This is a genomic window from Streptomyces sp. H39-S7 (assembly GCF_027158205.1).
In the GTDB taxonomy this organism is placed as follows: Bacteria; Actinomycetota; Actinomycetes; order Streptomycetales; family Streptomycetaceae; genus Actinacidiphila.
Genome location: NZ_JAPVLU010000091.1, coordinates 7,297 through 20,854, shown reverse-complemented (window position 1 = coordinate 20,854; position 13,558 = coordinate 7,297). Strand labels below are relative to the sequence as shown.

The following is a 13,558-nucleotide window of genomic DNA, read 5'->3' as shown; positions in this document are numbered from 1 at the left end:
CAGGCAAAGTTCCACTGCGTCGCCTGCGGCCACCTGGCACACGCTGACACCGTGGCAGCCACCAACGTTCTACGGGCCGGGCTGGTCCGTCTCTACGCCCACCAGCTATAGAGAGAAGCCCCCTCCTCCAGGAGGGGGAGGAGTCATACAACTCGAAGCCCGTGCTGCCCGGGCCCGACCCGACGCCTCCGCGAACTTCCTCATCGTCGAAGCTCATGTGCTGAAGGTTCACGCCGATCCGCGCATTGTCGTCCCCCACACGCAGCACATCGACCCGACCGCGTGGAGCCCGCTGATCTACAACTTCCGCCACTATCAGGGACTTGGTCCTGAGCTCGGCCACAGCTTCCGTTCCCAGACGCCTCGCCGAGGGCAATGACCCCAGACGAGATCGTGGCAGCGGCACCCCGACCTCAACGCCGCACACCGTGCCGACGGCCCAGGGGCTCGTACCGCAGGGCGAGGTCGAACGGCTCTACCTGCCGCCGGTGCGGTTGAGGATCAGGTCGCCTGCGCGGGCGAGGACTTCGGCCCGGGTGCGGCCCGGGTGGTCGGCGGCCAGGAAGTGGTGTCCGATCGCGGCGCAGAAAGCGAGCAGGCTGCGGGCCTCGACCTCGTCGGGATCGGAGCAGAAGGTGCCGATCATCTCGCGCAGCAGGTCCATGCGCCGGTTGTCCACCCGCTGCAGGCGTTCGGCGACCGCCCCGTCACGCCGGGCCCAATCACGGACCGCGAGGTCGATGGGGAGCAGCCGGTCGTCGGAGAAGGTGAGCTGGCCCGCGCGCCGGGCTTTGGTCTTCGGATCGCCGCCCTCCCGCTCGACACGGTCGATCACCTCGTCGGTGCTTTCTCGCTCCCAGACGTCGAGCATCGCAACGAGCAGCTCGTCGCGGTCGGCGAAGTGGCCGTAGAAGCCTCCCTTGGTGACGCCGAGCTGCTTGGCCAGCGCCTCGACCTTGACGGCGTCGGGGCCGCCGTCGGCCAGCGTGCGCAGGCCTTCCTCCACCCACCTCTCGCGCGGTGTGCGAGCAGCTCCCACGATGTGTCCCACCTCACTCGTCCATCGAATATACGCACCCGTATATCTGACCTAGCCTCACGTTATACGCAAGCGTATAACGCGCTGGCGGGTTCATCCCGACAAGGCGCAGGGACAGGAAGGGCGGCAGTAGTTATGAAGATCCCTCTCACCGAGCACACCGACCGGCCGTGGCGGATCCACGAGCTCACCCCCGACTTCACGGTCCAGGACGTGTGGTCCTTCCGCACCCCCGGCGCTGGACCCGACGACTTTCCCGTGCTGCTCGCCGCACTGCGGGCGGGCGGCAGTCTGGCCAAGCAGCCGCCGGCGGCCCGCTTCCTGTTCGCGGTGCGCTGGAAGCTCGGCGCCCTGCTCGGGTGGGACACCGCCTCGACAGGAGTCGGAGCGCGGGTCGAGTCGCTGTACGACCGACTGCCGCCCGACCTGCAGGCCACCGTGAACAGGTCCGACCGCGGCGGCAGCCCGCTGACCCCCGTCTACGAACTCAGCAACGAAGCCGTCAAGGAACTGGCCAACAAGACCGTCCACACCCTCATGCACCTGGGCTGGCACCCGACCGCCGACGGTGGTTACGAGCTGCGGATGGCGGTCCTGGTCAAGCCCAACGGCCGATACGGGCGCATCTACATGGCCCTCATCGCACCCTTCCGCTACTTGGTCGTCTATCCGGCACTGACCCGCCAATGGGAACGCGCCTGGCGCGACCGCGCGCTGCTGCTCGGCGAGGACACCAACCCCCAACCATGACCGGCCGCAGGCGACATCCCAGGTCATCGTGGGTGCGTTGAAGCCGGGGCCGGCGCTGGTTGAGGGACCACAGGCCGGTGCGGGCAGCCGACCGCGGCGTGGCGCGTGGTCAGCAGGCGCGCGGCCGTTCGTCGCCGGCGTCGACGGTAGACGGCGGTGCAGCGCCGTCGGTAGACGGCGGAGTTCCACGGGCTTTGGTGTACAGCAGGAACCCGCAGGGACGGGCGCCGGCATCGCAGGACTCCCCGTCCCTCCTCCCGGCCTCCTGGTCAGGTGAGTGACAGCACGATCTTGCCGTGGCCGTTGCCCGTTTCCAGGAGCTCGTGCGCCGTTGCTGCCTCGGCCAAGGGCAGGATCCTGGTGACCCCGGCATCGACCCCACCCGCCGCAACCAGACGCAGCGCCTCGGCCAGGTAGGCGCCAATACGCTCCGGAGCGCGGCGGGCCAGATCCCCGATGTTGAAGCCCGCGATCGTCTGATTGTGCTTCCACAGGTCGAAGACCGAGGCAGTCCACTGCTCGCTGCGGGCGAGGTCGCCGTAGGCGACCACCCGGCCGAAGGGGGCCAGCACCTTCAGGCTCTGCTCGCGAACCTGACCACCGACGGGGTCAAGGACCAGATCGACGCCGCGGCCGCCGGTGGCGGCCGATACCTCCTCGGCAAAGCCGTCGCGCACGAACACCGCGTCGTAACCGAGCTTGAGCGCGTAAGGGATCTTGTCGGCGGAGCCGACCGTACCCAACATCCGCCCCGCGCCCGCCTGCCGGGCCAGTTGCAGGGCCGCCGAACCCACGCCTCCCGCGGCGGAGTGAATCAGCACGCTCTCTCCGGCCCGTAGACGGCCGGCGTCCTGCAGCACCCCGTAGGCAGTGGGGAAAACGCACGGCACTGCCGCCGCCTGCGACGGGTCGACCTCCCCGGCCTCGGTCCGCAGCGAGCGAACGAACCGTGGGTCGGCCAGGACTGTCTGCGCGTAGCCGCCGAAGTGCGGCAGATAGGCCGCGACCGGCTCCCCCACCGCGAGGCCAACCACTCCTGCTCCGAGTCCCGCCACCTCGCCGGCCACCTCCAGTCCGGGACGTCCACGCCGCCCGCCCCGTCCGGTGGCCCGAACTCACCCCGACGGTGCTGGACCTCGGCGAAGTTCACGCCCGCGTAGGCAACGCGCACGGCCACCTGGCCCGCACCTGGCACCGGTTCCGGCAGTTCGAGCAGTTGCAGGACCTCGGTGCCACCGTTGGCACGCAGACCGACCGCCCGCATGAGCTTCCCCCTTCGTCGCGCGCCCCACGTCGTCGCGGCGCATGTCCCGGCGACAACCGCGTACGTGATCACGTCATTCCCGGCGGGTCGTACCCCGGCGCCACCAACCCGCCGGGGGCGCGACCCGCGGAATCACGCCCAGCGCAGATAGCGCCGGCTCTCCGGAACGATCTGCCACCACAACCCCGTTCATGTCTGCGCGAGTGGGCGATGAGGATGATAGAGCACCAGCACCCGGCGACCGCGCAGCCCACCCGCCGCCAACCTGCGATGCGCTTCGGAGACCTTGTCCAGCGGCAGGACGACAGCCATCTCGGCGAGTTGCACCGTGCAGCCGCCGGGCGATTTCCGCACGGTTCTCACCGGCAGCGCTCGCCGGCTTCCGCGAGCAGGTTCTCCCGCAGGCCCGGTTGCTTGCTGAGCGCTCGACTGAACCAGGTGCCGTAGCGGTCTCCGAGGAACGGGGCGGAGGCGCCATGCAGCAGGATGCTCAGGCCCACGGTCACGGCGATGACATCGCTGAGCAGTGCCATTCCCGGCAGGTGTTCCTCGAACGCGATCAGCCCGAACACCAGGGAGGCAAGCCCCCGGGGGCCGAACCAGCCCAGGTAGGCCACAGAGGCCGGCCGCAGGCCCGCGCCGATCAGCGCGAGCGCGACCGGCAGCATTCGAATGACGGTCAGGCTCAGCAGCGCGTAGATGATCATGCGCCACGTCAGGTGCTGGAGGGTCGGTCCCAGGATGACCGCACCGAAGACCAGGAAGCTCAGCGAGGCAAGCAGCAGCCCGAGGCGCTCGGTGAATTCGGTGTTCAGCGCGGGATTCGAGGTCTTGGCCTGGTCGCCCCGGTCGGCCGGCGCCTGGCGCAGCCGGATGCCGAAGGCCAGCCCGCAGACCCAGGCGCCGATGAAGCCGCTGCCCTCGGCCGCGACACACAGCGCGTATGCGACAGCCGGAACGGCGAGCACCAGGCACTGGCGCCAGTCGGAGCTGCTCCACCCTCGGGCGGCCGACCAGCGCAGCAGGCTCGCCCCGGCCCAGCCGGCCGCGAGTCCGATCGCACCGCTCAGCAGCAGCGCGCGCAGGAAGGTCTCCGCAACGCCTGGATGGCCGTGACCTTCACCAACGGCCGCCAGCGCCAATACGAAGAACGGGAGCGCCAGGCCGTCATTCAGACCCGATTCGACCGACAGACCGCCGCGGATCAGCGCGGGAACCCGGTTGTTGGCGACGGCCTGCTGCCCGAGCGCAGCATCCGTCGGTGCCAGGATGATGCCGGCCAGGGCCAGTTCCCACATGCTCAGGCCGGGCAACAGCAGCCAGGCCACGAGCCAACCCAACGCCATCGTGGCCGGCAGGCCCACCACGAGCAGACGCAACGGCAGGAAGTCCTCCCTGCGCAGATCCGGGGCTCGGATCGCGGCCGCGTCCGCGAACAGCAGGAGAACCAGCGCACTCTCCAGCAGGGTTCGGGTGACCTCCGAGTCCCTGGACTGACTCATCAGGTCCAGGCCCAGCGGACCGATCGCCAGACCGAACAGCATGAACACCAACGGCCCGGAGATCACCGTCGTCGACAGTCGCCGCGAGAGTGCCCCATAGCCGGCAACGACGCACCCTGCCACCACCAGGCCCCAGGGGCTCATCGGTACTCCTTCCGCCTGGCAGGGGTCATCGCCCGGGCAATCGAATCCGGGAGGATCGACCCTAGGCGCGTGCGCGTGCTCGGGTGTTGGTGACACGGTGGCCTGCGCCCATCCGTGTCGGGGAGGGCCTGGTTGGCGTATCGCTCGCGTGCCGGGTGCGTTCCGTACGAGGCCGTGGACGAGCTTGACGACATGTCAGCCATCGCGGAATTCGCTCGGGCTGGAATGGCCCCCCACCGGGCCCGTGCGGCGAGACAGCAGGAATACGCTGGGGACTGACTCTCATGCACGGTACGCCGCCGCAGCCTCCTGCCGCAGGAGCGGGTATCGCTCGGCACGTTCGTGCTCTACCCCCAGGTCGGCAGGCGCAGAACCACCTGGACGTCGTCCTGGTCGTCGGTCACGGAGCAGGCGTCCAGGGTGGCGGTGGCGAGCCGTCTGAGCAGCGCCTCGACGGCGTCCAGTATCTGGACGGCGGTGGCGGGGTCGTTGACAGCCGGGGAGAGAGCGCAAACCGATGTCGGCGAGCAGGGGGTCGGCTCCTGGTGGAAGATCCCGGACGAGGCCGAACGCGATGACCGTCAGGATGATGGTGACGGCGAGCACCGCCACCGGGACGGTGCTCCGCGCTCCGACGGCAAGCGTCGCGCTGGTGGTGAGGACGAGCAGGCCCAGGACGAAGGCGAAGGTTCGCCACACGATCGGGTCGGTGCGGAGGAGGGTAAGCCGGGGGCGAAGTTCGCCCCCGCCCACTGCACGACGGGAAACAGCACGGAAGAGATCACACCTGTCACGCCGACGATGGCGATCGCGACACTCAGCGGGACCTCGGTGGCGCGGTTGGCGTCGCTCGCGGAAGCCGGGGCCGGGGGCAAGGCCGCCCGCCCCGGCGCGGTGGCCGGAGCGGGCTCGTACCTTGTGCATGACCCGGTGAGGGACCGCAGGTCAGGCGGTGTGCAGGGTCAGGTGGTAGGCCGCCAGGATGGGATTGACCGGTTGGAACCAGGTCTCGCCGCCGGAGCCGCAGTTGCCCCAGCCGCCGGAGGTGACGCCTTGGGCCTGGTCACCGGTGACGAAGGAACCGCCGGAGTCGCCCGGTTCCGCGCACACATTGGTTCTGGTCAGGCTGTAGACGCTGCCCTGGCTGTAGTTGACCGTCTCGTTCTTGCCGAGGATCGTGCCGCAGTGCCAGTGGGTCGTCGATCCGGAACGGCACACCGACGAACCGATGGGAGCCTCGGCCGAGCCCCGCACCAGGACGTCGGAAACGGCGCCCCAGCCGAGCACGACGGGTACGGTCCACCAGCCGCTGCCGACGTTGACCCACGAGTAGTCGTGTCCCGGGAAGGTGCCGGCCTGGAAGTTGCCGATGTAGGAGTTGTCCCAGCCGTACACGGCCGCCCCTGACTGGGCGCAGTGGCCGGCGCTGATGAAGCCTCCGTAGACCGAGAAGCCTATGGAGCAGCGGATGCCGTGGCTGTAGTACGGGTCGCCTCCGACCGTGCCGGCCGACAACGTTGTCGGATCCGAAGCGTTCGTCCGGTGCACCGTGACGATGCCCGAGGTGTCACCGCGCGCCGCCTCGGTGACGAAGGTACGGACGGCAGGCGCTTCGGCGGCGCCGGCCCGTACGTCGATCACCACGCTGTTGGTGCGCGGGTCGACCCGCCAGTCGCTCACCCCGGCGGGGGCCTTCTGTTTTCTGGCCAGGACGTCGATCCTGGCCTTGGCCGCGTCGAGGGCCCTGCTGCTGTGCGCCACGAGTGTGGTGCTCGCCCCGGTGCGCTCGACAGCCGGGACGGCGTCAGCGGCAGTGACGGCGACGACCAGCTTCCCACCGGCCGCGTCGAACCACGCCCCACCGAACGACGCTCCGGCAGCCTGCTCCGCCTTCGGTGCGATACGGGTGGCGTTCGCCTCCAGTTGCAGCCGTTGCGCGGCGGCGGACTTCGTCAGTCCCAGGTCATGGGCCATGGCCGCGACGACGGCGTCCGGCGCCGCGGGGCCGGACGTGGCATCGGAGCTCGCGGCGGTCGCCGCGACCGGGCCGGCGCCCGCGATGGCTGCTCCGAGCAATGCCGACATGCCGACCAGTGCGGCGGTTCTGAGTCTCATGATTTTCCCTCTCCTGTGGGGGGTGGGGGCCTATCAGTGAGAGCGCTCTCATGTGACGTCCGGGCCATCGTAGAAGGCGGGAGAACGTCATGTCCATACCAATGCCGAGCCGAGGGCTAGTCGCGAGCCGGACCCGGCCTCACACGGCTGACGCGCCTCGCTCCAGAGCCCCTTGACGTCACGTCACGGCCGCAGCAACGACTGCGGACCGCTCCGACCAAGTCCACTCAATCCGAGGACTCGGGCTGTTGCCACTGCCGAGGCCAGTTCCCGGACGGCGGAGGCGGCCCCGCAATGCCCAGGTCTCGACGAGCACACAGATAGAACTCGTCGCGCGCCTGGCTCAGCCGTCGTATCGCCCTCTCCCACCCATCGGGGCTGTCGCGCAGCCCCCGGGCGTACAGCTCCAGGTTCCACACCGCCTCGTGCCACGCTCGAGCTGCTCCAACGGTCTCGGCATCCCCCACAAGCAGGACGGATTCCCATTCCGCGGCACGCCGCGACTCAGCTTCCCCCAGCTGAGCCAGGCCGTCGGTCAACTCCAGAGGATCGGCCATATGCGCCAATCGGCGCGCCGCTCCCATCCGCTCAGCAATGCGGATCTGCACCTTCAAAGCATTCGCATAACTCGCGTAGGTGGCGAACTTCTTCTCGTCCCAACGCTCCGCTCTCGACCGTCGCCAACGACTGCGCTCCGTGAGACTGGCCGCGGCGTACGAACCAGCAGCACCGACGACAACACCGATGAAAGCCGGGAACTGATCCCCCAACACCACGATCCCCCTCCTGTACTCAGTGAATCAGATCACCAGCCCTGAGGGAGGTCACCCTGGACGATCTCCCGCACACCGTTGACGACGACACCGAGCCGTCCGGCCACGGAAGGACAGGGGGTTCCGGAGGGGTGGTCGCGGGTCGGGTTCCCACCATGGGGTTCACGGACCTCGCCGGGAGCCTCTCAGATTGCCGAGCGGGGCCGGAAGCGGTTCAGAGATGCGCCTGGGCGGCGGCCCTCGACCGTGATGGTTACTCGGGCGGGATCGAGTCGGTCCAAGTTGATGATCTTGGCGGTGTTCTCCACCGTGATGTGCACGGAAGGAATGTTGCGCACGCTGGAGAGATCGACCGGGGCTCGGCGAGGTCGGCGCACCACATGGAGGTGCAGTTGCTGGAGGTTGGCGAACACTGTTCCGAAATCCGGCAGGTGCTCAGTGTCAAGCACTCCCTTGATGCGCACAGCCGTGACCGTTGACACCGATGCCGACGGCAATACGATCTGGTCCGCGAATGTCAGGCTCAGCGTGCGCAGCGACATCACGCGGCTGGCTGCCGAGATGTCGAACCCTGGGGGAATCCCGTCCAAGGAGAGTTCTTGAATACCGGTTGAGGCCAGCGGTGCTACATCCAGCGTTGAGGTCATGATCCTGATGCGCAGGCGGCGCAGTCCCGGCAAGCCGCCGAGGTTGGGTATCGCCCAAGTGCGGTGCTGGGGTGATCCCAACGCGAGGGAGACCACGCCGATGCGTTCCAGTATCGGAGCTGTACGGGCATCGATCAGTGCGGGGTTGGTGATTGACACGTTCGGCACGCCGTCCAGCCGGCGCAGGCATAGCAATTGATCCATGGTGCTCACCGGGATCTCGATGTCGTCGCACTGACATCCACGCAATACGGAGTCGGCGAACTCCTCAGTGTCGAAGTATTCCCAGGAGTTGACCAGCTCCTGCCGCGTGTTGGCACCGGGCAATCCCTTGTAGGCCTGCAATTCGTGCACTGCCGCCTCGCCCCCGATCAAGGCAATGGTTCGCACCGTCGCTATCGCCTGTTCCTCCGTCAGGCTGGAGGGATCAGGGAGCACGTCCAGGACCACCGCGCCGGCCTGCGCCAGACCCTGCGCATCTTCGTGACTGGCGGGAGGGATGAGGAAGGAGGCCCTGCTGGTGACCTCGGCCCGCACCGCCGGATCGAGTGTTGTGGCGTTCTCCAGACTGGCGGCGGCCAAAAGGTGGTAGCGCCGGCGCTGAGCCGGGCGCGCATCGCCCATGCTCACCAGTTTGCGGAGCAGGTACGTGCGTTCACGCTCGCGAGCATGGCCCACGGCCATGCGCACTACGTCCTCCCATTGATCATCAGCGGCATGCTGGGCGAGGAGGTCCAGGTCCTCGGACTCGACCGCGGCTTTCGCACCGAGGTAGTCCTGAAACGTCCGGTGGATGAAGTCCACCGTGTCGGCCGTGGGCTCCCGCAGCAGGCCGCTTCGCAGGAGAAGATGGCGAAAGACCTGCTGAGCGCCGTCGGACGGCACGACGTACGGCATCGAGGGCAGACGCTCTCGGATGATGCGGACGGCGATCGCCTGAGTCGCCTCCGACCGGCCATTGCGGATGAGCCAGTAGGCAAGGCGCTGGAGAAGTTGCACCTGCTGTTCTTCGGTGAGTTGCAAGCCCTCCGGCGCGCTCACTTCCCGTTCCTTGTCCCGCCTGACCAGCAGCATGCTGAGCGCAGCCGCGTACAGGTCCATGCGCCCTTCGGGCAGGTGGGAATGCCGGTCTCGGTGCAGGGCGCAGATCAGGGCACACATCAGGGGATTCGTCGCCAGGCGGTAGAGATCGGGCTTACGCCGCAGTGTGTCGAGCAAGGCGACCCGGTACATCTCCACGCTCGGGCGCTCCTCGGCGTCATTCGTCGTCGAGAGCGCCGCGTCATGCCATCGGTTGACGAACTTGTCGACGTCACGGCGATTGAGCGGGAGGAGATCGAACTCGATGAAGCCGACGTCGGCGAGCCATCCGATGGGCACCGCGGAAGGTCGCGTGGTGATCAGGAAGAAGGTACGCGGGTACGTCTCCGCCAACTCGATCAGCCAGCGCCGAATCACCACGCGTTTGGCGTCCGAGATCTCGTCGACGCCATCCACCAGGACGATCCCTCGCCCACTGTGCAGGACCTTGTCGACCCAGCCCTGGGGTTGGACGCCCTGCAGCAAGCTGCCGGCCATGGCGAGGAACTCATCGGGTACGGGGGGCGCCGAGTGTCGCGCAAGGGTCCGCAGGGGAAGAACGAACGGGACGCGTCCCCGCAGCAGGGCGAGCTCCTCATCGAACTCTCCCCCCGCCGCGCTCATGGCCAGCCAATGCGCCAGCGTGGTCTTACCCGATCCGGCAGGCCCGCGCAGCACGACGCGATCCTTGCCGGACAGGGCCTCCTCGACCCGCAGTCGGTGCGCCACGGACGCGGCTTCCCTGCGAGTCGGAGCCGAGAGCTCGAGGCTGAGGTAGGCGGTGTTGAGGGGCCAGTGTGCCCGGGTGGGGCTACTGAGGTCGAGCCCGAAAATGGTGAGCTTCCCGTACTTGTTCGCAATGTGCTCCAGGTAGCGACGCTCGAAAGCAGCATCCTGGCTCTGCGAAGTCGGCAATCGTGCGGTGAGTGCCTCCATACGGCGCAGAGTCTCATCGAGCATGCGTGTCTGCGTGATCAGCGTGCTGGGAATGAAGGAGGAACGCTGCGTGAAGAACTGAAGTATGTGCAAACAGCAGACGTCGAGCAGCGAGTTGTACAGATTGGTCGCATCGCCGCTCATGTTCCGCGTCTGGCCGGCCGCCGCGGAGGACAGCTTACGAGCCAACTCGGCATGCCCCAGTCGTACCGCCTGCACGTCGTCCATATTGAGCTCACCGAGGCAGAGCAGAGTCTTCGTCAGCGCGTCTGCCACAGCGATGCGATCACCGTCGGGAACCGCCGGTTCATACGGATTGGCCGCGAGGACGCGGCTGATCAGCTTCTCGCTGAGCTTGCGCACGTCACGTTCGTCCAAGGTGCGCTTCTGGCCACGCCAACTCACCAGGGCCGAGATTCGAATAGGTCGATCGACCAGGTCGGCGCCGCGCTCCTCCGGCAGAAACAATTTGGCTACCAGAGGTTTGATCAGGGCAGAGGCGACTCGCGCCGACAGTCCTAAAGCAGCTGGATCCACGAAAGACCGCCTCGCCCGAGTGACCCGATCATCCACCCCAGACTAGGGCAGCCAAAGGCGGCGCGTCCGATCTTCCCCACGAGAGAGCGGAAGTTCTCCCGAGGGGCTCAATGACCGAAGTCGCTGGTCCAGAACGGGCGTTGCGGGCGCGGATCCTACAGCCCGACGAAGCCTCTTTGTCCATCATTGGGCTATTCACCCCCCACGGCACCACTCTGCGTAGTGCCCGGTCACGTCGCAGCGATCCAGTCGTGGCGAACGGGTGCCCGCGTCAGCAGGCCCACGAGGAAATGAGCATGGATATGGCAAATGTGGAAGTCTCCCTCAAGGAGACCATGACGTCCATCGAGGGTGCCTTGGGCGATGCCCTCGTCGACTACACGACGGGTATGGCGTTGGGGACGCTGGGCGGGGGGAAGGACCTGGATCTGACCGTCGCCGCCGCGGGGAACACCGACGTGATCCGCGCCAAGGTCCGCACCATGGAACACCTGGGCATGAAGGACGAGATCGAGGACGTACTGATCACCCTCGGGAATCAGTATCACCTGATCCGGCTCCTCAAGGCCCGCGGCGGCAACGGGCTCTTCCTGTACGTCGTCCTCCAGAAGTCGAAGGCCAATCTGGCCATGGCGCGCCACCAACTTAAGCGCATTGACGCTGATCTGGAGCTGTAACCGGCGTTCGCGCGCCCGGACCCCGTACGCCCACTAATTGAAGAGTTCTTCAATTAGGAACATCCTGATCAGGTCAAACCCTTGGGAGTACGGGGCCGGTAGGCGGGAGGATCAGGCTGCACTCCACCGCCCGCGCGGTGACAGTCGCGGCCACGCACCCGGAGGCAGGGTGCCGTCATGATCGGCAGGAGCGTCGCACGATGCAGGTACCCCTCTACCAGGCCAAGGCCGAGTTCTTCCGCATGCTGGGACACCCAGTCCGGATCCGGGTGCTCGAACTACTCCAGAACGGCCCAGTGCCCGTGCGCGACCTGCTGACGGAGATCGACATCGAACCGTCAAGCCTCTCGCAGCAGTTGGCCGTCCTGCGCCGCTCCGGAATCATCGTGTCCATCCGCGACGGCTCCACCGTCAGCTACGCGCTCGCGGGCGGGGACGTCGCCGACCTGCTGCGGGCCGCCCGTCGCATCCTGACCGAACTTCTGGTCGGCAGAAACGAGTTGCTGGAGGATCTGCGCCAGGCGGATGCCTGAATCCCTCGCGGGAGCCTCCGCTCGGCGCCACGGTCCCCAGGCGGTCGGCGATGGACCAAGCGACGACCACGGGTCGTACTCCGCGAATCCGCTCGCCCTTCAGGGCCATCCCCCTCCCGCGCCGGCGGATTTCCGCCGCTCGGCGGCTCCGCGACGTCCGGTTGTTTGGCGTACGCCAAGTCGAATGACCGTGCGAGGGTCCGCCCGTCGCGTTCTGTCATGTTTTGGTTACTGACAACCCGTTCAAACAGCGTCATGCCGGACAGGCGGCCGGGTGAACCCACAGCGGGGCGCCCGGCGTTCCGCCCGACACGAGGAGTCCCGTGAGCCCGATCCTTTTCATCTACGCCAAGGGCGGTCCGCCGCTGGAGTACGCACTCCCGAAGATCGCCGCGCACGGCGATGTGCACGTACTGGCCCTCGCACCCCTGCCACAGTCCACCGAGTCGGTGTGGAAGCCGTGGTGCACCTCGGTCACCACGGCTCAGCCGCAGGCGGGTGCGGAGTTGGTGAGCCTGATCTGCGCCCACGCCGCTCGTGTCGAGGCCGCCGCTGTGCTGACGCTGTCGGAGTACGCGGTGGTGGCCGTCGCACACGCGTGCCTGCGCCTCGGCCTGGCCGGCGCGGGCGAGCAGGTACTGGCGGCCCGGGACAAGCGGTTGATGCGGCAGACCTGGCACGACGCCGGGGTGCCCATTCCGGGATTCGCCGAGATCCGGTCACCGGAGGACATCGCCCCCGCCTTCGAGTCGCTGAAACCACCGCTGCTCCTCAAGGCGGCGTGGAGCGCGGGTTCCACCGCGCACCTCACCGTGCGCGATGAGAAGGAGGCGGAACGCGGCTGGAGGATCGGACGCTCCGTCATGGAGGTTTCGTCCGGAGAGGGTTACGCGGAACTGCACTGCGCGGACGAGGGGGTGAGCGACTTCCTCCTCGAGGAGATCGTCATGGGCGATGCCACCGACTGGTTCGACGGACCCGGCTGGGGGGACTACGTCAGCGTGGAGGGCATCGTCGCCGAGGGCGTCTACCACCCGTTGTGCATCACCGGGCGAATGCCGACCATCCCGCCCTTCACGGAACGCGCCAGCATCACCCCGGCCGCTCTGCCGGAAGCGCTGCAACGTCGCATCGAGGACGTGTCCCGGGCCGCCGTCGACGCGCTCGAACTCGACACCTGTGCCACCCACACCGAGATCAAGCTCGGTGCGGACGGAGCGATGTGGCTGATCGAGACCGCGGCGCGATTCGGCGGAGTGATGACCACCTGCCAGGCGGAGACCGTCTTCGGCCTGGACATGATCGGCATGCTGGTGCGCCAGTTGCTCGGTGAGAATGTCGCGTACCCGTCCCGGATGCTGACCGAGGGCTCGGGCGCCGCGGGCTCGCTGGTCATCATCGCCGCTGACAGCGCGGGCGAGCCGTGGAAGCACCTTCCGCGCTGGGACTTCCACGCGGTGGACTGGTCCTCCCTGCTCAGCGAAGGGTCCCGCATCGAGCTCGTACGCGAGCTCAGCCTCGCGGCCGGCACGGTCATGCCCGCCTACGAGGAGGCGGGAGG

The 13,558-nt window shown here is 67.8% G+C and carries 11 protein-coding genes and 1 pseudogene; 5 read left to right on the top strand and 7 right to left on the bottom strand.

Annotated elements, in window-relative coordinates; genetic code table 11:
* Positions 1–145: 145 nt before the first annotated feature.
* Positions 146–379 (top strand): annotated as a pseudogene (locus O3X23_RS42045) (flavin reductase family protein); the annotation flags it as partial.
* 96 nt (positions 380–475) lie between these two features.
* On the opposite strand, the gene O3X23_RS42040 reads toward O3X23_RS42045, so the two are convergent.
* The gene (locus O3X23_RS42040) at positions 476–1,039 is read right to left on the bottom strand and encodes a TetR/AcrR family transcriptional regulator (RefSeq protein WP_269279997.1); all 564 of its coding nucleotides are present in this window, start codon (positions 1,037–1,039) and stop codon (positions 476–478) included.
* Positions 1,040–1,174: 135 nt separating this feature from the next.
* On the opposite strand from O3X23_RS42040, the gene O3X23_RS42035 reads away from it, so the two are divergent.
* The gene (locus O3X23_RS42035; RefSeq protein WP_269279993.1) at positions 1,175–1,789 is read left to right on the top strand and encodes a DUF2867 domain-containing protein; all 615 of its coding nucleotides are present in this window, start codon (positions 1,175–1,177) and stop codon (positions 1,787–1,789) included.
* A gap of 269 nt (positions 1,790–2,058) precedes the next feature.
* Here O3X23_RS42035 and O3X23_RS42030 read toward each other — a convergent pair whose 3' ends face one another.
* From O3X23_RS42030 to O3X23_RS42005, 6 genes are all read right to left on the bottom strand, one after another.
* Positions 2,059–2,823 (bottom strand): quinone oxidoreductase family protein, encoded by a 765-nt coding sequence (locus O3X23_RS42030; protein WP_269279990.1) that lies wholly within the window; start codon positions 2,821–2,823, stop codon positions 2,059–2,061.
* 589 nt (positions 2,824–3,412) lie between these two features.
* Complete coding sequence (locus tag O3X23_RS42025; protein ID WP_269279988.1) at positions 3,413–4,699, bottom strand: cation:proton antiporter; 1,287 nt, start codon at positions 4,697–4,699, stop codon at positions 3,413–3,415.
* Positions 4,700–5,046: 347 nt separating this feature from the next.
* Positions 5,047–5,253, bottom strand: coding sequence for a DUF2254 family protein (locus O3X23_RS42020; protein WP_269280002.1), 207 nt, complete (start codon positions 5,251–5,253; stop codon positions 5,047–5,049).
* Positions 5,254–5,644: 391 nt separating this feature from the next.
* A complete protein-coding gene (locus O3X23_RS42015; protein WP_269279985.1) occupies positions 5,645–6,814 on the bottom strand; it encodes a S1 family peptidase in 1,170 nt (389 codons plus the stop codon).
* Positions 6,815–7,041: 227 nt separating this feature from the next.
* On the bottom strand, positions 7,042–7,590 hold the full coding sequence (locus O3X23_RS42010) for a hypothetical protein (RefSeq protein WP_269279983.1): 549 nt from the start codon (positions 7,588–7,590) through the stop codon (positions 7,042–7,044).
* Positions 7,591–7,772: 182 nt separating this feature from the next.
* The gene (locus O3X23_RS42005) at positions 7,773–10,787 is read right to left on the bottom strand and encodes an NACHT domain-containing protein (RefSeq protein WP_269279980.1); all 3,015 of its coding nucleotides are present in this window, start codon (positions 10,785–10,787) and stop codon (positions 7,773–7,775) included.
* Positions 10,788–11,089: 302 nt separating this feature from the next.
* Here O3X23_RS42005 and O3X23_RS42000 point away from each other — a divergent pair, with 302 nt between their 5' ends.
* The 3 genes from O3X23_RS42000 to O3X23_RS41990 all read left to right on the top strand — a co-directional run.
* Positions 11,090–11,464: a hypothetical protein gene (locus O3X23_RS42000; protein ID WP_269279977.1), complete on the top strand. Its 375-nt coding sequence runs from the start codon at positions 11,090–11,092 to the stop codon at positions 11,462–11,464.
* Between the two features lie 200 nt (positions 11,465–11,664).
* Positions 11,665–11,997 (top strand): ArsR/SmtB family transcription factor, encoded by a 333-nt coding sequence (locus O3X23_RS41995; RefSeq protein ID WP_269279975.1) that lies wholly within the window; start codon positions 11,665–11,667, stop codon positions 11,995–11,997.
* A 323-nt stretch (positions 11,998–12,320) separates the two neighbouring features.
* A partial coding sequence (locus O3X23_RS41990) for an ATP-grasp domain-containing protein (protein WP_269279999.1) occupies positions 12,321–13,558 on the top strand: 1,238 nt, incomplete at its 3' end.